At 69.3% G+C, this 18,925-nt stretch carries 21 protein-coding genes; 9 read left to right on the top strand and 12 right to left on the bottom strand.

The genetic code is table 11. The features are described 5' to 3' along the window. Window positions 1-5: 5 nt before the first annotated feature. From ACT6S0_RS15690 to tgt, 3 genes are read right to left on the bottom strand one after another with little or no spacing between them, the layout of a single operon-like run. Window positions 6-410, bottom strand: coding sequence for a type II toxin-antitoxin system VapC family toxin (locus ACT6S0_RS15690; protein WP_444764741.1), 405 nt, complete (start codon window positions 408-410; stop codon window positions 6-8). A 1-nt stretch (window position 411) separates the two neighbouring features. Then, on the bottom strand, window positions 412-642 hold the full coding sequence (locus ACT6S0_RS15685; protein WP_444764740.1) for a type II toxin-antitoxin system Phd/YefM family antitoxin: 231 nt from the start codon (window positions 640-642) through the stop codon (window positions 412-414). A gap of 33 nt (window positions 643-675) precedes the next feature. Further along, entirely contained in the window at window positions 676-1,803 is a 1,128-nt protein-coding gene (tgt, locus tag ACT6S0_RS15680) for a tRNA guanosine(34) transglycosylase Tgt (protein ID WP_444764739.1), read from the bottom strand. Between the two features lie 41 nt (window positions 1,804-1,844). On the opposite strand from tgt, the gene ACT6S0_RS15675 reads away from it, so the two are divergent. Then, complete coding sequence (locus ACT6S0_RS15675; protein WP_444764738.1) at window positions 1,845-2,450, top strand: IMPACT family protein; 606 nt, start codon at window positions 1,845-1,847, stop codon at window positions 2,448-2,450. On the opposite strand, the gene queA is transcribed toward ACT6S0_RS15675, so the two are convergent. Further along, a complete protein-coding gene (gene queA, locus ACT6S0_RS15670) occupies window positions 2,402-3,466 on the bottom strand; it encodes a tRNA preQ1(34) S-adenosylmethionine ribosyltransferase-isomerase QueA (RefSeq protein ID WP_444764737.1) in 1,065 nt (354 codons plus the stop codon). The genes ACT6S0_RS15675 and queA overlap by 49 nt on opposite strands. A gap of 172 nt (window positions 3,467-3,638) precedes the next feature. Here queA and ACT6S0_RS15665 point away from each other — a divergent pair, with 172 nt between their 5' ends. The 3 genes from ACT6S0_RS15665 (at window position 3,639) to recG (ending at window position 6,943) form a co-directional block, all read left to right on the top strand. Then, on the top strand, window positions 3,639-4,007 hold the full coding sequence (locus tag ACT6S0_RS15665) for a hypothetical protein (protein WP_444764736.1): 369 nt from the start codon (window positions 3,639-3,641) through the stop codon (window positions 4,005-4,007). 115 nt (window positions 4,008-4,122) lie between these two features. Then, on the top strand, window positions 4,123-4,875 hold the full coding sequence (locus tag ACT6S0_RS15660; protein WP_444764735.1) for a substrate-binding periplasmic protein: 753 nt from the start codon (window positions 4,123-4,125) through the stop codon (window positions 4,873-4,875). Between the two features lie 31 nt (window positions 4,876-4,906). Next, on the top strand, window positions 4,907-6,943 hold the full coding sequence (recG, locus tag ACT6S0_RS15655; RefSeq protein ID WP_444764734.1) for an ATP-dependent DNA helicase RecG: 2,037 nt from the start codon (window positions 4,907-4,909) through the stop codon (window positions 6,941-6,943). A 61-nt stretch (window positions 6,944-7,004) separates the two neighbouring features. Here recG and ACT6S0_RS15650 read toward each other — a convergent pair whose 3' ends face one another. The 8 genes from ACT6S0_RS15650 to panB form a co-directional block, all read right to left on the bottom strand. Beyond that, entirely contained in the window at window positions 7,005-7,193 is a 189-nt protein-coding gene (locus tag ACT6S0_RS15650) for a hypothetical protein (RefSeq protein WP_444764733.1), read from the bottom strand. A gap of 117 nt (window positions 7,194-7,310) precedes the next feature. Next, window positions 7,311-8,030 carry a LytR/AlgR family response regulator transcription factor gene (locus ACT6S0_RS15645; RefSeq protein WP_444764732.1) on the bottom strand — a complete coding sequence of 240 codons (720 nt, stop codon included), beginning with the start codon at window positions 8,028-8,030 and terminating at the stop codon, window positions 7,311-7,313. After that, window positions 8,027-9,073 carry a sensor histidine kinase gene (locus ACT6S0_RS15640; RefSeq protein WP_444764731.1) on the bottom strand — a complete coding sequence of 349 codons (1,047 nt, stop codon included), beginning with the start codon at window positions 9,071-9,073 and terminating at the stop codon, window positions 8,027-8,029. Before ACT6S0_RS15640 ends, ACT6S0_RS15645 begins: the two co-directional genes overlap by 4 nt. An 18-nt stretch (window positions 9,074-9,091) precedes the next feature. After that, window positions 9,092-9,988, bottom strand: coding sequence for an alpha/beta fold hydrolase (locus ACT6S0_RS15635; RefSeq protein ID WP_444764730.1), 897 nt, complete (start codon window positions 9,986-9,988; stop codon window positions 9,092-9,094). Between the two features lie 121 nt (window positions 9,989-10,109). Then, window positions 10,110-10,793 carry a peptidylprolyl isomerase gene (locus tag ACT6S0_RS15630; protein WP_444764729.1) on the bottom strand — a complete coding sequence of 228 codons (684 nt, stop codon included), beginning with the start codon at window positions 10,791-10,793 and terminating at the stop codon, window positions 10,110-10,112. Between the two features lie 69 nt (window positions 10,794-10,862). Further along, entirely contained in the window at window positions 10,863-11,504 is a 642-nt protein-coding gene (locus ACT6S0_RS15625) for a peptidylprolyl isomerase (protein WP_444764728.1), read from the bottom strand. 1 nt (window position 11,505) lies between these two features. Further along, window positions 11,506-12,339, bottom strand: coding sequence for a pantoate--beta-alanine ligase (gene panC / locus ACT6S0_RS15620; RefSeq protein WP_444764727.1), 834 nt, complete (start codon window positions 12,337-12,339; stop codon window positions 11,506-11,508). A gap of 106 nt (window positions 12,340-12,445) precedes the next feature. Then, window positions 12,446-13,252: a 3-methyl-2-oxobutanoate hydroxymethyltransferase gene (gene panB, locus ACT6S0_RS15615; protein ID WP_444764726.1), complete on the bottom strand. Its 807-nt coding sequence runs from the start codon at window positions 13,250-13,252 to the stop codon at window positions 12,446-12,448. Window positions 13,253-13,553: 301 nt separating this feature from the next. Between panB and ACT6S0_RS15610 the strand changes: the two genes are divergently transcribed. The 5 genes from ACT6S0_RS15610 to ACT6S0_RS15590 form a co-directional block, all read left to right on the top strand. Beyond that, the gene (locus ACT6S0_RS15610; protein ID WP_444764725.1) at window positions 13,554-14,474 is read left to right on the top strand and encodes a hydrogen peroxide-inducible genes activator; all 921 of its coding nucleotides are present in this window, start codon (window positions 13,554-13,556) and stop codon (window positions 14,472-14,474) included. Between the two features lie 135 nt (window positions 14,475-14,609). Beyond that, a complete protein-coding gene (gene katG, locus ACT6S0_RS15605) occupies window positions 14,610-16,817 on the top strand; it encodes a catalase/peroxidase HPI (RefSeq protein ID WP_444764724.1) in 2,208 nt (735 codons plus the stop codon). 167 nt (window positions 16,818-16,984) lie between these two features. After that, a complete protein-coding gene (locus tag ACT6S0_RS15600; protein WP_444764723.1) occupies window positions 16,985-17,491 on the top strand; it encodes a Dps family protein in 507 nt (168 codons plus the stop codon). 6 nt (window positions 17,492-17,497) lie between these two features. Further along, window positions 17,498-18,115 (top strand): DJ-1/PfpI family protein, encoded by a 618-nt coding sequence (locus ACT6S0_RS15595; RefSeq protein ID WP_444764722.1) that lies wholly within the window; start codon window positions 17,498-17,500, stop codon window positions 18,113-18,115. Between the two features lie 30 nt (window positions 18,116-18,145). Beyond that, window positions 18,146-18,925 (top strand): hypothetical protein (locus tag ACT6S0_RS15590; protein WP_444764721.1); only part of this gene is annotated, 780 nt, incomplete at its 3' end.

Here is an 18,925-nt window from a genome sequence, read left to right as displayed (position 1 = left end):
GCGGGTCACCACAGGCAGGGCACTTCGTAGCCCTGGATGGCGGCATCCGCGCTGACCAGGGTCAGCCCCTCGACCTGGGCCTGCGCCACCAGCAGGCGGTCGAAGGGGTCACGGTGACGCCAGGGCAGTGCGGCGACGCCCAGCGTGTGGGGCAGCTCGATGGGCAACCACTGCAGCCGATGGGCAGCCAACTGCTGGGGCAGGAAGCCGGCCAGCTCACCGCCCAGGTCGAGCTTGCCCAGACTGATCTTGATGGCCATCTCCCAGGCGCTGGCGGCGCTAAGAAAACAAACGCTGTCGCCCTCGGCGATGGCGGCACGCGCAACGGTGGACAGGCGCGGGTCGTCGAAGGCCCACCAGAGAAAACAGTGGGTGTCCAGCAGCAGGCGCCGTGGTGTCGCGGCAGCCACGTCAGCGGTAGGCAGCGAAGTCGTCCAGCGGCGCGTCGAAGTCGTCCGCCATCTTCAGTACGCGGCTACCCCGGGCCGAGCCTGGCTGGCGCGGGCCGCGCGCGCTGTCCAGCGGCACCAAGCGCAGCAGCGGTCGGTTGTCCTTGGCGATGACGATGTCCTCGCCCGCCAGCGCCCGTTGCACCAGGTCCGAAAACTGCGCCTTGGCCTCGGCGATGTTGTGTTGACTCATGGTTGGTCATTCTGGATGACCAACCGACGGCGGTCAAACCCCGCGCGCCCGGTCCGCATGGAACTGCGCTCGCCAGGCCTCGAAGCGCCCGGCGTCCAACGCGTCGCGCATCTCCTGCATCAGGTTCAGGTAGTAGTGCAGGTTGTGCACGCTGGTCAGCATCGGGCCCAGCATCTCGCCGCAGCGGTCCAGGTGGTGCAGATAGGCGCGGCTGAAGCCCTTGCAGCATTCGCAGCCGCAGGTCTCGTCGACCGGCTTCTCGTCGGTCTTGTAGCGCGCGTTGCGCAGGCGCAAGTCGCCAAAGCGCGTGAAGAGGTGGCCGTTGCGCGCGTTGCGCGTGGGCATCACGCAGTCGAACATGTCGATGCCCTGGGACACGCCCTCCACCAGGTCCTCCGGCGTGCCCACGCCCATCAGGTAGCGCGGCTTGTTGACGGGCAGCTGGTGGCCGATGTGGCCCAGGATGCGCTGCATCTCGGCCTTGGGCTCGCCGACCGACAGGCCGCCGATGGCATAGCCCGGCAGGTCCAGCTCGGCCAGGCCGGCCAGTGACGCGTCGCGCAGATTCGTGAACATGCCGCCCTGCACGATGCCGAACAGCGCGTTGGGGTTCTGCAGCCGCTCGAACTCGGTGATGCAGCGCCTGGCCCAGCGCAGGCTCAGCTCCATCGACGACTTGGCCTCGCGCTCGGTCGTCAGCACGCCCTTGCTCTCGTAGGGCGTGCATTCGTCGAACTGCATGACGATGTCGCTGTTCAGCACCGTCTGGATCTGCATGCTGACCTCGGGGGTCAGGAAGAGCTTGTCGCCGTTGACGGGCGAGGCGAACTTGACGCCCTCCTCGCTGATCTTGCGCATGGCGCCGAGCGACCAGACCTGGAAGCCACCGCTGTCCGTCAGGATGGGCTTGTTCCAGCTCTCGAAGCGGTGCAGGCCGCCGAACTGCGTGACGACGTCCAGGCCCGGTCGCATCCACAGGTGGAAGGTGTTGCCCAGGATGATCTGCGCGCCCATCTCCTCCAGCGAGCGCGGCGTGACGCCCTTGACCGTGCCGTAGGTGCCCACGGGCATGAAGATGGGCGTCTGCACGACGCCATGGTTGAGCGTGAGCGTGCCGCGGCGGGCGCGGCCTTCGGTCTTGAGGAGGTCGAACTTCAGCATGGGACACGGATTGTCGCAGTGGCCGCCCCGGACAATGCGCCATGCCCCTGACCCTGGCCGCGCCGGCCACACACGAAGTCGTCGTCAAGAAGAGCCGCTTCCTGGGCTGCGTCGAGCCCTGCGCCGACCGTGCCGCAGCCCTGGCCCGCGTGGCCGAACTGCGCGCCGAACACCCCGGCGCTGCCCATGTCTGCTGGGCGCTGCTGGCCGGCGGGCATTCCGCCGCCAACGACGACGGCGAACCCGGCGGCACGGCCGGTCGGCCGATGCTCGACGTGCTGCGCCACCAGGGCCTGGACGGCGTGCTGGCGACCGCCGTGCGCTACTGGGGCGGCGTCAAGCTCGGTGCGGGCGGACTGGTGCGGGCCTATACGGACTGCATTGCGCAGGCGCTGCTGACCGCCGAGAAGATCGAGCGCGTGACCTTGGTGGCGCTGGGCTGCGATCTGCCCTACGAGCTGGAAGGGCGGCTGCGCCGGCTGGCAGAGCAGCATGGCGCGCAGCTCTTGGATGTGCGGCACGAGACGCGCGTGCACATGCGCTTTGCACTGCCGGCCACAGGGCGGGCCGCGTTCACGGCCGCTGTCGACGGGGCCGCTCAGGGCCGTGTGGCCTGGGCGCGCGACAGCAGCATCGCGTCGCCATAGCTGAAGAAGCGGTAGCGCCCTGTGATCGCATGGGCGTAGAGCGAACGAATGCGCTCGTAGCCGGCAAAGGCGCTGACCAGCATCATCAGCGTGCTCCTGGGCAAGTGGAAGTTGGTGACGAGGCGGTCGACGACGCGGAACTCGAAGCCGGGCGTGATGAAGATGTCGGTCTCACGTGCGCCGGCCTGCAGTTCGCCAACGAGGGCGGCCGATTCCAGTGCGCGCAGCGTCGTCGTCCCAACGGCCACCACGCGCCCGCCGCGCGCCCGACACGCGGCCACGGCGTCCACCGTCGACTGGGGCACCTCGAACCATTCGCTGTGCATCCTGTGGTCGGTCAGCTGCTCGACGCGCACCGGCTGGAAGGTGCCGGCGCCCACATGCAGGGTCACATGCGCCTGCTCGACGCCGCGCTCGGCCAGCCGGGCCAGCAGGGCCGCGTCGAAATGCAGGGCCGCCGTCGGCGCGGCCACGGCGCCGGGCTCCTTGGCGAATACCGTTTGATAGCGCCGCTCGTCGTCTTCACCATCGGCATGGCTGATATAGGGCGGCAGCGGCACATGGCCATGCGCCTCCAGCAGCGCAAAGGGGTCGCCCCCGAAGCGCAGGTGGAACAAGCCCCCGTCCGGCCCGCAGCGGCCCAGCACCTCCGCGTCGAAGGCGTCGGCGAAGCGCACGCGGCCTCCGGGCTTGGGCGACTTGCTCGCACGCAGGTGCATCCAGACTTCCTGCGTGCCCGGCAACACGCGCTCGACCAGGGCTTCAACCGCGCCGCCGCTGCTTTTCACGCCGTACAGCCGCGCCTTGATGACGCGCGTGTTGTTGAACACCAGCAAGTCGCCGGCTTGCAGCAGTGCGGGCAGCTCGCGAAAGACCCGGTCCGCGGGCTCGGGGCCACTCGCGTCCAGCAGGCGTGAGGCGCTGCGCTCGGCCGCGGGGTGCTGGGCAATCAGCTCGGGCGGCAGTTCGAAGTCGAAGTCGGCGACCGTGTGGGCCGACGCAATGGGAGTGGACATGGACGCGTTTGAGGGCCGGACGGACCCGTGCCAAAGGGCTGGCGATTCTCCCATCGGCTTCTTGTTGACCCATCTCAAGGTCGCCCTCGGGCCGAGGTGCCAGCATGAATCAAGCCCTTGACGGGCCGCCATCAAAGCGGTGCGCCACCCCCTTTTCAACCGGAGAACGCCGATGTTCCACGCCGTCATCTACCTCGACCACCACCACGCCCAGGTGCTGCATTTCGACGCTCACCAGGCGCATGCCGCGCACATCGAACCTCACCATCGCCGCGCACACGGCCGGGACCCGCAGGCCGAGCACGCGCTGTTTGCCGCCATCTGCCAGGCGCTGCAGGACACGCGGGAAGTGCTGGTGACCGGCTCCCATCCCGTCATCGGCCAGTTCCGCCACTACGTCCAGGCGCACGAGCCCGCACTCGCCTCGCGCATCGCCGACTACCGGCCGGCCGCCGAACTCAGCCAGGGGCAGATGCTCGCGCTGGCGCGCCAGTTCTTCGTCGCCTACGACCGCATGGCGGGCGTACCCACGCCAAGCTGACGCGACGCGACGCGACGCGAGGCCAGGCTCGCGTGATATTCCACACACCGGCCGTTCAGCGGCGACGGCCCGTCATGCGCGCAACCTAGACTGGCCCAGCCCCAGCACCGCCGTCGTGAAGCGCCGCACCAGCCTCGCCCTGACCCTGCTCCTCGGCGCGCGATTTCCGGTCGCCGCGGCCGGGGTTGACGACGTGCTGCACGGCTTCACGGAGAACCTGCCGCCGCTCAACTACGAGGACGACAGCGGTCCCCAGGGCTTCGCCGTCGAACTGCTGCGACTGATGGCGTCCAGCGCCCGCCTGAAGCTGTCGCTGCAGGTGCTGCCGTGGCCGCGCGCCATGCAGATGGCCGAGGCGCAGGCCGCCAGCGTGCTGTTTTCGCTGACGCGCACGCCCGAGCGTGAGGCGCATTTCCAGTGGGTCGGGCCCATCGCGCAGCGCCGCATCCTGATCTACAAGCTGGCAACCCGCACCGATCTGACGCTGACCCAGCTCAGCGAGCTTGGCACGGCGCGCATCGGCGTCGTGCGCGACTCGGCCGCCGACCGGCAATTGCAGGCGGCCGGGTTGAGGCCAGGCCAGCAGCTCGAACACGGCTTGGACGACGCCACCAACCTGCGCAAGCTGCTGGCTGGCCGCATGGAGTTCGTGGTGCTGCTGGACTGGGCGGCTGCCTGGAACCTGCGTCATTTCAAGCGGCCTTACGACAGCCTGCAGCCCGTCATGGAGCACGACACGACGAAGTCCTATTGGTACGGCCTGCGGCCCGACGCCGACCCTGCGTTGGTACGGCGGTTGCAAGCCGCACTGGACGGGCTCAGGCGCGACGGCCGCTACGAGCGGCTGAGGCAGCGCTACTTCCGCTGAAGCGCCGAGGCCGGCCGGCACAATGCCGGCCATGTCCGAGGCCAGCGCCAAATCCGCCCCGCAGAAGGCCATGGAGAAACTCGGCCTGCTGCGCGACATCGACCTGGCCCTGCATCTGCCGCTGCGCTACGAGGACGAGACCCGGCTGATTCCGATTGCCGAGCTGCGCGAGAACGAGGCGGCGCAGGTGGAAGGCGTCGTCGTCGATTGCCAGGTGGAGATGCGCAGCCGCCGCCAGCTGCTGGTGCGGGTGAAGGACGACTCCGGCACGTTGCTGCTGCGCTTCCTTCACTTCTACCCTTCGCAGCAAAAGCAGATGTCGGCGGCGACGCGACTGCGTATTCGCGGCGAGGCCCGGGTGGGCTTCTTCGGGCGTGAGATGGTGCATCCGGTCGTCAAGGTGGTGGACGACGACACGCCGCTGGCGCAAAGCCTGACCCCCGTCTACCCGGCGTCGGCTCAGCTGCCGCAGGCCTATCTGCGCAAGGCCGTGGCCTCGGGGCTGGCACGGGCCGACCTGCGCGAGCTGTTGCCGGCGGACGCCGTGCCGCGCGGGCTGCCGACGCTCAAGGACGCGCTGCACTACCTGCATCACCCACCGCCAAACGCCTCACAGGCAGCGCTGCACGAGCACAACCACCCCGCCTGGCACCGGCTCAAGTTCGAGGAGTTGCTGGCCCAACAGCTGTCGCAGCTGCAGGCGCAGCGCGAACGCGCGCTGCTGGCCGCGCCGGCCCTGCGCAGTCGCCCCGGGGGGCTGCACGAGAAGCTGCTGGCCGCGCTGCCCTTTGAGCTGACCGGCGCGCAGCAGCGCGTGGCCGAGGAGGTGGCGCAAGACCTGGCCCGGCCGCAGCCCATGCACCGGCTGCTGCAGGGCGACGTGGGTTCCGGCAAGACGGTGGTCGCCGCGTTGGCGGCGGCCGTGGCCATTGACGCCGGCTGGCAGTGCGCGCTGATGGCGCCGACCGAGATCCTGGCGGAGCAGCATTTCCGCAAGCTGATCGGCTGGCTGGAGCCGCTGGGGCTGAAGGTCGCCTGGATCACCGGCAGCGTGAAGGGCAAGGCGCGGCAGAAGATGCTGGACGCGGCCGCCTCGGGCGAGGCCCAGCTCATCGTCGGCACGCATGCGGTCATCGAGGACAAGGTGAAGTTCGCGCGGCTCGGGCTGGCCGTCATCGACGAGCAACATCGCTTCGGCGTCGCGCAGCGGCTGGCCTTGCGCAACAAGTTGAAGGCGATGGATCTGGAGCCGCACATGCTGATGATGAGCGCCACGCCCATCCCGCGCACGCTGGCGATGACCTACTTCGCCGACCTCGACGTGTCCACCATCGACGAGCTGCCGCCCGGCCGCAGCCCCATCGTGACCAAGGTGTTCACCGAGTCCAAGCGCCACGACGTGGTCGACAAGATCCGCATGGCGGTGGCGGACGGCGCGCAGGTCTACTGGGTCTGCCCGCTGGTGGAGGAGAGCGAGGCGGTGGACCTGCGCAACGCGACCGAGACGCATGCCGAGCTGAGCGAAACGCTGGCCGGCACCAGCGTCGGGCTGCTGCATGGGCGCATGGCGCCGACGGAAAAGGCGGCCGTGATGGCGCAGTTCTCGGGCGGGCAGATGAGCGTGCTGGTGGCCACGACCGTCATCGAGGTCGGCGTAGACGTGCCCAATGCCAGCCTGATGGTGATCGAACATGCCGAGCGCTTCGGCCTGGCGCAGCTGCACCAGCTGCGCGGCCGCGTGGGGCGAGGCTCGAAGGCGAGTGTCTGCGTGCTGATCTACAGCCCGCCGCTGTCCGACACCGGCAAGTCGCGGCTCAAGGCCATGGCCGAGACGACCGACGGCTTCGAGATCGCGCGGCGCGACCTGGACATCCGCGGCCCGGGCGAGTTCATGGGGGCGCGCCAGAGCGGCGCCGAGCTGCTGCGTTTTGCCGACCTGCAGGAGGATGCGCCCCTCCTGGTGGCCGCGCGCACGCTGGCGCCGCGGCTGCTGGACGAACACCCCGAAGCCGCGCGTCGGCAGGTGGTGCGCTGGCTCGGGACGAAGGCGGAGTTCCTGAAGGCTTGAGGCGGAACGCCGTCAGCCGATCCCTTGCATCAGCCGCGGGGCCAGTGGGCCCAAACCCGCTTCACTTGCAGCTGAAGCTCTTCGCGTTCACTTCCTTGACGTTGCCGGCGCCGCAGGTGGCCAGCGCCTGCTCACTCATCTTGGTCACGTCCGACGGGTTGTTGCTGGTGTGCACCGGCGGCGCAAAGACGCAGGCGCTGAGCAGCATGGCCGAGGTCAGGGCGAGGGAGAAGGAGGCAAAGCGGTTCATTCGAGTCCCGGGGTCAGGTGTTGAGAGGCGCGAATGCTCGCAGAGGGCGGTGGGCGGGTCACCCGCCACGCGACAGACTGCAGATCGCGGGGGACAGGCTGCAAGCGCGGCGGCGCGTCACAGCTCCAGCCGTTCGCGCAGCAGCCTGGCCTGGCGGCGCGACACCTCGACCTGGTGGCCGTCGCGCAGCGTGACGCGGTAGCCGTCGTTGCGCCAGGGCTCGATGGACCGCACCCAGCGCAGGTTGATGAGGTGGCTGCGGCTGGCGCGGAAGAAGAGCTGCGGGTCCAGCCTCTCCTCCAGGCTGGTGAGCGTGCGCGCCAGCAGCGGGCGCTGGCCGTCGAACCAGGCCTGGGCGTAGTTGCCGCAGGCCTCGAACCCGGCGACGTCGCCCAGGCGCACGAACCAGCAGCGCTCACCGTCGCGCAGGAAGACCATGTCGTCGGCGCCCTTGACGGCGGCGGCGGGCAGGGCGGCGGGCGTGGGGCGCTGGCGCTCGCGGGCCTTGGCCAACGCCGCCGCCAACCGCTCGGCATCGATGGGCTTGAGCAGGTAGTCCAGCGCGTTGCGCTCGAAGGCGGCCAGCGCATGCTGGTCATAGGCGGTCGTGAAGACAACCAGGGGCAGGTGCTCGAGCTGGTCCAGCAGGTCGAAACCGGTGGCGCCGGGCAGCTCCACGTCGAGCAGCAGCAGCTCGGGCCGCAGCGTGTCGATGGCCTCGCATGCCGGTGCCAGCTCGGCGGCCTCGCCGACGATGTCGGCGTCAGGAATGGCCGCCAGCAATGTGCGCAGCTCTTGCCGGGCCAGGCGCGAGTCTTCGACGATATAGATCTTCATGCACTCACATCCAGTGTGACGGTCACGGTGACGCGCCCGCCCTCGGCGTCGATGCGGCAGCCCGCCCCCTGGCCGCCTGCGCGCTCCAGCCGCTCGCGCAGATGCGCCAGGCCCAGGCCGGTGCCGTCGGATGTGCCGGGCGCCCACGGCCCCGGATTGGACACCGCCACCGTCAGCGTTGCGCCCTGCCGGCGGATCACCACCTCCACGACGCCGCCGCCAGCCGTGCGCGCAATGCCGTGCTTGATGGCGTTCTCCACCAGCAGCTGCAGCAGCATCGGCGGCACGCTTGCCGCCGTGGCCGCGGGGTCGACCTGCCAGTCCACACGCAGGCGCTCCTCGTGGTGCAACTGCTCCAGTGCCACGTAGTCGCGCACGACGGCCAGCTCATCGGCCAGGGGCACGCGCTCCTTGGCGCTGTGCATCAGCGTGTGGCGCAGCGTGTTGGACAGGCGGCTGAGCATCTCGCGGGCGCGGGCCGGGTCCTCGTTGATCAGAGCGCGCAGGTTGTTGAGCGCGTTGAAGAGGAAATGCGGGTTGATCTGGGCGCGCAGCACCTGCAGCTCCAGCGCGCGGGCGGCGGCCTCGGCCTGCCATTTGGCGATCTCGCCCTGGCGCCAGCGCGTCAGCAGCTGCGTGCCCACCCAGGCGGTCAGCCACAGCCACAGCATGATGCTGGTGTTGGCGGTGTAGCCCGCCAGCACGCCCCAGCCCCGCGGCGTGCCGGGCGGGAACGACAGCCAGCCCAGCGCCAGCCCGGTCTTGTTGATCACCAGCAGTGCCAGCTGCACCAGCGCCGCGAAGACGGGCGGCATGACCACGACGCAGAACAGCAGCGAGCGGGGCGAGCGATCCAGCCAGCGCTGCCACAGGGCCAGCGCGCGCAAGCCTTCGCTGGCCGCCCACAGCAGCAGGCCCAGGCAGACCATGACGAACGCCAGCGACCCGTTCAGCGGCTGGAAGCTCGACACCATGGCCAGCGAGACGGCGACATAGCTGCCCCACAACACCGCCTGCCAGACGGCGCGCCTGCGCGTCTGCATGCCCGCAGCCACCGCGGCCTACTTCGCGGCCAGGAAGCCCTTGACCTCGCCGACCAGCCAGTCGGCGTCGTCCCACATCAGGAAGTGATAGCCACGCTGGCTCATGACGACCTTGACGCCGTTCAGGCCGGCGTACTGGGTCTCGAAGATCCTCCTCGTGCTCTCGAGCGTCGAACCCATGGGCTCGAAGGCCGCCCAGGCGCCCAGCACCAGCGTCGGCGCGGTGATGCGCGGCAGCAGCGGGCGCAGGTCCTCGCCCCAGAGCTCGGACATGGCCTGGGCCGAGGTGGCGCGGTCGCTGGCCAGGCTCCAGGCGACGACGCGTTCGCCGTTGGCAGGCGTGCGGCTCATGCCCATGGCGCCCTGGCGGGCGCCGGCCTCCCACTGGGCTGGCGTGGCGCCCACCATCTGCTGGCGCATCGCGGCAGCGGCGCCCTTGGCCGCCTCGGGTGACATGCCGCGCAGGCCGGCCAGGAAGGGCAGGGAGTCGACGACGACGAGGCGCTCGATGCGGCCGGGTTTCTCGGCTGCCATCTGCAGGGCCAACGTGCCGCCGAGGCTGTGGCCCATGACGACGGGCTTGGCCAGCTGGCGGTCGTCCAGGTAGGCCAGCAGGCGGTCGAGCATGCCGGTCATGAAGTGGTCGGTCGCCACGGCCGGGGCGCCAGCGAAGCCGGGCAACTGCACGATGTGGCATTGCACGCCGGGCTGCAGCGCGGCGCAGGTTTCCGTCCAGGTGCTGGCGGCGCTGTTCAGGCCCGGGATCATCACGATCGGCCGGCCCTGGCCGACGATCTCGACGCGCAGGTCGCGGAACTCAGTCCCGGCGGCCTCGCTGTTGCTGACGTACAGGGCCGTGGCGATGGCCACGGCGGCGCCGAACAGGCCCATCCAGGAACGCTTGCGAACCGACATGCCGGTCTCCATCGAAGTTGTGACGGGACGCATGTTGCCGCCATTCGGTCAAGTCACCGGCGGTCCGATGACGACCGGCGAGCCGCAAGGACGAAGGGCAAGCTGCCCGGACCGGCGGCGCCTACTTCAGGCGCTGTGCCCAATAGACCAGCACTTCGGTGCGCGGCTGGATGTCGGTCGAGCTGTAGGTGTAGACCGGCAGGACATTGATCGCATCCAGCGTGTTCAGCCCCGAGATGATGCGGCCGAAGACGGCATAGCCAGGGTTGGCGGCGCTCTGGTAGTCGAGGCTGGTGTTGTCCACCACGTTGAAGAAGAACTGGCTGGTGGCCGAGTCGGCCTCGCTGCGGCGCGCCATCGCGATGGTGCCGCGCAGGTTGGAGAGGTCGTTGTTGCTCTCCGATTTGATCGGCGCGTACAGCGGGGGCTTCACCACCATGCCGCTCGTGTAGCCGCCGCCCTGGACGACGAAGTCGCGGTCGACGCGGTGGATCAGCGTCCTCGTGTAGAAGCCCGCGGCGACGTACTTGTAGAAGTTGGCGACCGTCTGCGGCGCATAGGTGTCGTAGAGCTCGACGACGATCTCGCCGCTGCTGGTCAGCATGCAGACCGTGCCCCATTGCGACGCCGCCGACGCCGCCAGGCCGGCGGCGCTGCAGGACAGCGTCGGCGCGTTGGGCGTGGGGTTGGGCTCGGGATAGCGTGTGCCACCGCCACCACCGCCGCCGCCCACTTCCACATAGGCACCGCCGCCACATGCGGACAGGCCAATGACAAGCAGCAGCGCGGACAGGTGTTTCAGCATGGCAGGCCTCGAAGGAAGGCCTGACTAACGAACCGCTCCGCCGTCGCGCCGACAGCCGGACGCAGTTGGTTACTGAATCACCTTGGCTTCGGTGATCGTGACGTCGACCAGCGGCACGTCCTGCGCATTGGTGTTGACCGCGCGGATCTTGTCGACCACATCCATGCCCACCGTGACCTGACCGAACACGGCGTAACCGGGATTGGCCGCGTTCACGTAGTTCAGGTTCAGGTTGTCCACCACGTTGACGTAGAACTGACTGGTCGCGCTGTTGGCCACCGAGGTGCGGGCCATGGCCAGCGTGCCGCGCATATTGGAAAGGCCGTTCTGGCTCTCCAGCGTGATGGCAGGGTAGGTGGGCGCTTTTTCACTCAGACCGGCATTGGTGCGGATGATGCCACCGCCCTGGATGACGAAGTTGTTGATCACGCGGTGGAAGACCGTGCCGTCGTAAAAGCCGTCGTTGACGTACTTCAGGAAGTTGTCCACCGTGACGGGCGCGCGGTTGCGGTCCAGGCCCAGTTCGATGACGCCCTGGTTGGTGGTCAGGCGCACCTTGTGGGTGACGCCGATCGTGACCGGCGGCGTGGGCGGCTGCACGGGCGTGCCGCTGTCACCGCCGCCGCCGCCGCAGGCGGCCAGGGTCAGTGCGACGGTGGTGGCGGCAGCCAGCGCCAGCAGGGGGCGACGGCGCGGTCGAAGCAATGTCATGTCAGACTTCGAGGTTGTCGATCAAACGGGTGCGGCCGAGTTTCGCAGCTCCTAACGCCACCAGCGGTTGGCCCGCCACCGCCGGCCCCAGGTCATGCTGCCGGCGCAGCGTCAGGTAGTCCGGCGCCCAGCCGGCATCGCGCAGCGACTGCATCGCGTCGGCTTCCAGCACCGCCAGGTCGCGCTCGCCGGCCTGCCAGCGCGCGATCAGGTCCTTGAGCGTGCGCGACAGTCGCAGCGCCTCCACCTTCTCGGCCTCGCTCAGGTAGCCGTTGCGCGATGACAGCGCCAAACCTTGCTCGCTGCGGCGCGTCTCGCCGCCATGGATCTCGATGGGCAGCGCCATCTGTGCCGTCATGCGGCGCAGCACCATCAGTTGTTGGTAGTCCTTCTTGCCGAACACGGCCAGCGTCGGCTGCACGATGTTGAACAGCTTGTGCACGACGGTGCAGACGCCGGTGAAGAAGCCGGGGCGGAAGTGGCCTTCCAGGATGTCGGCCAGCTCGGTCGGCGGCTGCACCTTGTAGCCCTGCGTCTCGGGGTAGAGCTCACCCTCGGACGGCGCAAAGACGATGTCGCAGCCAGCGCCTTCGAGCAGTTCGCAGTCGCGCTCCAGCGTGCGCGGGTAGGTGTCGAAGTCCTCATGCGGCGCGAACTGCAGGCGGTTGACGAACACGCTGGCGACGACGGCGCCGCTCGGCCCGACCAGCTCGCGCGCCTGCTTGACCAGCGCCAAGTGGCCGTCATGCAGGTTGCCCATCGTGGGCACGAAGCCGCGCTGAGGGGGACCAGCGAGCGCGTCGCGCAGCTCGGGGATGGTGTGAATCACTTGCATGAGACGTTCCAGGAAATGCAACCACAGAGGCACAGAGACACGGAGGAATTCATGGAGCTGCTCTGTGCCTCAGCGGCTCTGTGGTTGCATTTGAATCTGCGCTCGCTCAGAAGCCGTGCACGTCGTTCACCGGAAACGTCTTGGCCTTCACCTCGTCCACATAGCCCTTGACCGCCGCCAGCACCGAGTCCTTGCCGGCCATGAAGTCCTTGACGAAGCGGGGCTTGCGGCCGGGCGTGATGTTGAGCATGTCGTGCAGCACCAGCACCTGGCCCGAGGTGCCGACCCCGGCGCCGATGCCGATGACGGGCACTGGCGACGCGGCGGTGATCTCGGCGGCCAGCGCAGCCGGCACCATCTCGTAGAGCAGCATGGCCGCACCCGCGTCCACCAGCTCCATCGATTCGCGCTTCATGCGCGCCGCGCCGGCCGCGTCGCGGCCCTGCACCTTGAAGCCGCCCAAGGCATTGACCGTCTGCGGCGTGAAGCCCAGGTGGGCGCAGACCGGGATGCCACGTTCACTGATGAAGCGCACCGTCTCCACCGTCCAGCCGCCGCCTTCGAGCTTGACCATGTGGGCGCCGGCCTTGACCAAGGCGGCAGCGCTCTTCCAGGCCTCTTCCTTTGACGAGTGATAGCTGTCGAAGGGCAGGTCGGCAATGATCCAGGCCCACTTGTGGCCGCGCGAGACGCAGAAGGTGTGATAGACCATGTCCTCCAGGCTGACGGGCGCCGTGGAGCCGCGGCCCTGCAGCACGTTGCCGAGGGAATCGCCGATCAGCAGGATGTCGACGCCCGCCTCGTCCAGCAGGCTCGCGAAGGCCGCGTCATAGCAGGTCAGCATGGCGATCTTTTCGCCGCTGGCATGCATCTGCGCCAGGCGCGGCAGGGTCATCGGCTTGCGGTCAGTCATGGCGGCTTTCCTGGTGAAAACCCCGGGTCTACCCGGAGAGCGGCGGCAGTGTAGCGTTCGGGCCTTGATCCGACAGCCGAGCGCGGCCGAGGGGCTGGCGAGGCGGGCTGCTGGGAAGGCGCGACGACGAAGTGGGCTGCCGCCCACGAGGAGGAGCAACGCTCCCAGCGGCCCGAAGCGCCAGACCAGCGGCTGTGCAGCGGCGCGGATCGAAGTGGCTATCGCCGACAAACATGCAAGATATTGACGTGACAAGCATTTCGAACAATCGCAAGCGGTCGGCTGTCGGACCAAGGCCTGTATGACGCTGACCGAGCTCCGCTACATCGTCGCCGTCGCCCGCGAGCGGCATTTCGGCCGCGCGGCCGAGGCCTGCTTCGTGTCGCAGCCGACGCTGTCGGTCGCCATCAAGAAGCTGGAGGAAGAGCTCGACCTGAAGATCTTCGAGCGCGGCGGCAGCGAGGTGTCGGTGACGCCGCTGGGCGACGAGATCGTGCGCCAGGCGCAGTCGGTGCTGGACCAGGCCGGCGCCATCAAGGAGATCGCCAAGCGCGGCAAGGACCCGCTGGCCGGTGCGCTGCGCTTCGGGCTCATCTACACCATCGGCCCCTACCTGCTGCCCGAGCTGGTCAGGCACACCATCGAGCAGTACCCGCAGATGCCGCTGATGCTGCAGGAGAACTTCACGGTCAAGCTGCTGGAGATGCTGCGCACCGGCGAGCTGGACTGCGCCATCATGGCCGAGCCCTTTCCCGAGGCCGGCCTGGCCACCGCCCCGCTCTACGACGAGCCCTTCGTCGTCGCGCTGCCGGCCACGCATGCGCTGGCCGCGCGCGCGAGCATCAGCGCCGAGGAGCTCAAGCGCGAGACCATGCTGCTGCTCGGCACCGGCCACTGCTTTCGCGACCATGTGCTGGAGGTCTGCCCGGAGTTCGCGCGCTTCTCCAGCGATGCCGAGGGCATACGCCGCAGCTTCGAAGGCTCGTCGCTGGAGACCATCAAGCACATGGTGGCGTCGGGCATGGGCGTGACGGTCGTGCCGTTGCTGTCGGTGGCGCACGAGCCTTCCACGCATTTGCGCTTCGTGCCCTTCAGCGACCCGGTGCCGACCCGGCGTGTCGTGCTGGCCTGGCGCCGCAGCTTCACGCGCTACGAGGCCATCGCAGCCTTGCGCAATGCGATCTACGCCTGCCAGCTGAACGGCGTCAATCGCCTGAGCTGAACGCCGCCGGCACGCGCCTCGTGCCATTGCCAGATGATTTTGGCTATCAGTTGCGTTGATCTATTCAAACCACAGCCGAGAGTGCCGTCACTAAGCTCCAGTAACGCCGCAACCCATGCGAGCAAGGAAGCAGACATGACCGACACGACCGAAGCCAGATGCCCGTTCTCCAGCGGCGCGCCCACGCGCCCCGTGGGCGGCAACCAGCGCTGGTGGCCCAACCAGCTCAACCTCGGCGTGCTGCACCAGCACGCGCCGCGCGGCAACCCGATGGGGGAGTCATTTGATTACGCCGCGGCCTTCAAAAGCCTGGACCTCGGCGCCGTCGTGCGCGACCTGCATGCGCTGATGACCGACTCGCAGGACTGGTGGCCGGCCGACTATGGCCACTACGGCCCCTTCTTCATCCGCATGGCCTGGCATGCCGCCGGCACCTACCGAGTGGCCGACGGCCGCGGCGGCGGCGGCACGGGCGCCCAGCGTTTTGCACCGCTGAACAGCTGGCCCGACAACGGCAACCTCGACAAGGCGCGCCGCCTGCTCTGGCCCATCAAGCAGAAGTACGGCCGCAACCTGTCCTGGGCCGACCTCTTCATCCTGACCGGCAATGTCGCGCTGGAGTCCATGGGCTTCAAGACCTTCGGCTTCGGCGGCGGCCGCGAGGACATCTACGAGCCCGAGGACATCGACTGGGGCTCCGAGACCGAATGGCTGGCGCTCAGCTCCGCCCCCAACGGCCGCTACAGCGGCGAGCGCGAGCTGGCCGCGCACCTGGGCGCCGTGCAGATGGGCCTGATCTACGTCAACCCGGAAGGCCCCGACGGCAAGCCCGACCCGCTGGCCTCGGCGCATGACATCCGCGTCACCTTCGCCCGCATGGCCATGAACGATGAAGAGACCGTGGCGCTGGTGGCCGGCGGCCACACATTCGGCAAGGCGCACGGCGCCGGCGACCCCCAGCTGCTGGGCAAGGAGCCCGAGGGCGCCGACCTCTGGGACCAGGGCCTGGGCTGGCGAAGCAGCTACGAGAGCGGCATGGCCGGCCACACCATCACCAGCGGCCTGGAAGGCGCCTGGAAGCCGAATCCGACCACCTGGGACAACGGCTACTTCGAGACCCTGTTCAAGTACGACTGGGAGCTGACCAAAAGCCCCGCCGGCGCCCAGCAGTGGCGGCCCAAGGGCGGCGCCGGTGCCAACGATGTCGTCGATGCCCACGACCCGACCAAGTTCCACGCGCCCATGATGTCCACCGCCGACCTGGCCCTGCGCATGGACCCGGCCTACGAGAAGATTTCGCGCCGCTTCCACGCCAACCCTGCCGAGTTCGCCGACGCCTTCGCCCGCGCCTGGTTCAAGCTGACCCACCGCGACATGGGCCCGGTGGCGCGCTACCTCGGCCCGCTGGTGCCCCAGGAAGAGCTGCTCTGGCAGGACCCGATTCCAAAGGTCGACCATGTGCTCGTCGGCGCCGATGACATTGCCGCGCTGAAGGCCAGGGTGCTGAATGCCGGCCTCACCATCCCGCAGCTGGTCAGCTCGGCCTGGGCCTCGGCCTCGACCTTCCGCGGCAGCGACAAGCGCGGCGGCGCCAATGGGGCGCGCATCCGCTTGGTCCCGCAGAAGGACTGGGAGGTCAACCAGCCGGCCGAACTGGCCCGCGTGCTGGCGGCGCTGGAAGCCATTCAAAGGGACTTCAATGCGACGGCCACCGGCGGCAAGAAGGTCTCGCTGGCCGACCTCATCGTGCTGGCCGGCGGCGCGGCCGTCGAAGCGGCTGCGCAGAAGGGCGGCTTCGACATCAGCGTGCCCTTCCGCCCGGGCCGCATGGACGCGTCACAGGAACAGACCGACGTCGAATCCTTCGCCGTGCTGGAGCCGCAGGCCGACGGCTTCCGCAACCACCTGCGCCAGGGCCTGCCGCTGGCCGCGGCGGCCGAGCGCCTGGTCGACAAGGCCCAGCTGCTGACGCTGTCGGCGCCCGAGATGGCGGTGCTGGTGGCCGGCCTGCGCGTGCTCGGCGCCAATGCCGGCGGCAGCCCGCACGGCGTGCTCACCGAGCGGCCCGGCACGCTGTCCAACGACTTCTTCGTCAACCTGCTGGACATGCGCACCAAGTGGCAAAAGGCCGCCGCAGGCGATGTGCTGGAAGGCGTGGACCGCCAGACCGGCGAGCGCCGCTGGACGGCGACCGTGGCCGACCTGGTGTTCGGCTCCAACGCGCAACTGCGCACGCTGGCCGAGGTCTATGCCAGCGCCGATGCCGGCGAGAAGTTCGTGCAGGACTTCGTCGCCGCCTGGACCAAGGTGATGGAGCTGGACCGCTTCGACCTGGACGCCTGAAGCTCGCGCGGGGGCTTTGTGGCCCCCGCCCCGCTCCTGCAGCTTCAACCCGCCAGCCGGAAGGTGCCACCGCGGCGGCCAGGCGCTCGGCCAGCTGCTTCAGCGCTCCCACAATGGCGCGGCGTGATCCGTTAGGCTTGCCCCATCCCTTGTTTCCGGAGCCCTGCATGGCCAAGAAGTCCACCATCCCATCCAGCAGCCTGGCCATCAGCATCGGCATCGGCGAGAAAGACCGCGCCGCGATTGCAGCCGGCCTATCCAAGCTGCTGGCCGAGACCTATACCCTCTACCTGACGACGCACAACTTCCACTGGAACGTCACCGGGCCGATGTTCAACAGCCTGCATGCGATGTTCATGGCCCAGTACACCGAGCTGTGGAACGCCGTCGACCCGATCGCCGAGCGCATCCGCTCCCTGGGCCACCCGGCGCCGGGCAGCTATGCCCAGTTCACCAAGCTCAGCGGCCTGCCCGACGCGCCCGCCGAGCCACCCAAGGCGATGAAGATGGTCGAGCTGCTGATGCAGGGCCACGAGGCCATCGCCCGCACGGCGCGCGCCATCTTCCCGCTGGTCGACAAGGCCGGCGACGAGCCGACGGCGGACCTGCTGACGCAACGATTGACCGTCCACGAACAGACGGCCTGGATGCTCCGCAGCCTGCTCGAAGAGTGAGCCTGCATGAAGGTTGCCATCCTGACCTTTGACGGCTTCAACGAGCTCGACAGCTTCATTGCGCTGGGCCTGCTGAACCGGCTGTACGCGCTGGGCTGGTCGGCCCAGATCACCAGCCCGGGCGCGCAGGTCCGGTCGATGAACGGCGTCACCGTCACGGCCCAGCAGCCGCTGGAGTTCGCCAACGAGGCCGACGTCGTGCTGTTCGGCAGCGGCATCCACACCCGCACCATCGCGGCCGACAGCGCCCTGCTGGACCGGCTGCAGCTGGACCCGCTGCGCCAGCTCATCGGAGGCCAGTGTTCGGGCACGCTGCTGATGGCGCGCCTGGGCCTGCTGGCCGACATGCCGGCCTGCACCGACGCGACCACCAAGCCCTGGGTCGTCGAGGCCGGCGTGCGCGTCGTCGAGGAGCCCTTCCACGCCCGCGGCCCCATCGCCACGGCAGGCGGCTGCCTGGCCTCGCAATACCTGGCCGCCTGGGTCATGGTGTCGGGCGCCGGGCTGGAGGCGGCGCGCAGCGCGCTGCACTATGCGGCGCCGGTCGGCGAAAAGGACGCCTACGTCGACCGGCTGCTCGGTGTCATCCAGCCGTTTCTGCCGGCAACCCGGGACCGGGCGTGAGGCTGTTGCAGGCTGCACCGTGACGCTCGCGTGAAGAACAGCCCTGCTGGTTTTGGCGGCCGGCCTGCACAGCCTCGCACCGGCCGCCTGCGTGCGGCGCTGCGGCTGGGCCTGAAGGGCGGCGCGTGGATGGTCGTGGCCTTGGTGGTCGCCTGCCTGCTGACGCTGGCGCTGACACTGCAGGGGTCGCCGCGCTGGCCCGGGCGGGCCGAGGTGTCGGCGGCGGACGTGGCACGAGCGCGCGACTTCCTGCGCCTCAACGACCCGCGCCGGCCGGCGATCGGCCCGTTTCGTACGCTGGTGGCCTCCGAGCGTGAGGCCAATCTCGTGCTGGACCAGCTGGCCCGCCGTTGGGCACAGGGGGCGCCGGGCGCCTCGGCGCAACTCGTGCTGGGCGGCGGCAGCGCCTTGCTGCAGTCCAGCCTGCCCCTGCCACGCAGCCCCGTCACGGTCTGGCTGAATGTCTCCGCCACGCTGCGCGAGACCCCCGGGCTGCCCGCCATCGAAGCCCTGCGCGTGGGCCGGCTGCCGGTGCCGGCCTGGGTGGCCGAGCGGCTGCTGCCGGGTCTGGTCGAGCGGTTCAACGCCACCCCCGAAGGCGCGCTGGCGCTCGACATGGTGCGGCGCGTGCGCCTGATGCCGGCGCGGCTCGAGGTGGTCTATGAATGGGGCGACGACGGCCTGCAGCGGCTGCTAGGCACGCTGTTGCCGCCCTCGGAGCAGGCGCGGCTGACCGCCTATGCCCTGGCCCTGGCCGGCGCAATGCAGGCGCACGCGGCCGCCGGCGGCGGCCCGGGCCTGCCGCTGGCC

This window comes from Roseateles sp. (assembly GCF_052436255.1).
GTDB lineage: Bacteria > Pseudomonadota > Gammaproteobacteria > Burkholderiales > Burkholderiaceae_C > Pelomonas.
The sequence above is the reverse complement of the archived record's forward strand: the minus strand, read 5'-3'. Positions and strand labels throughout refer to the sequence as shown.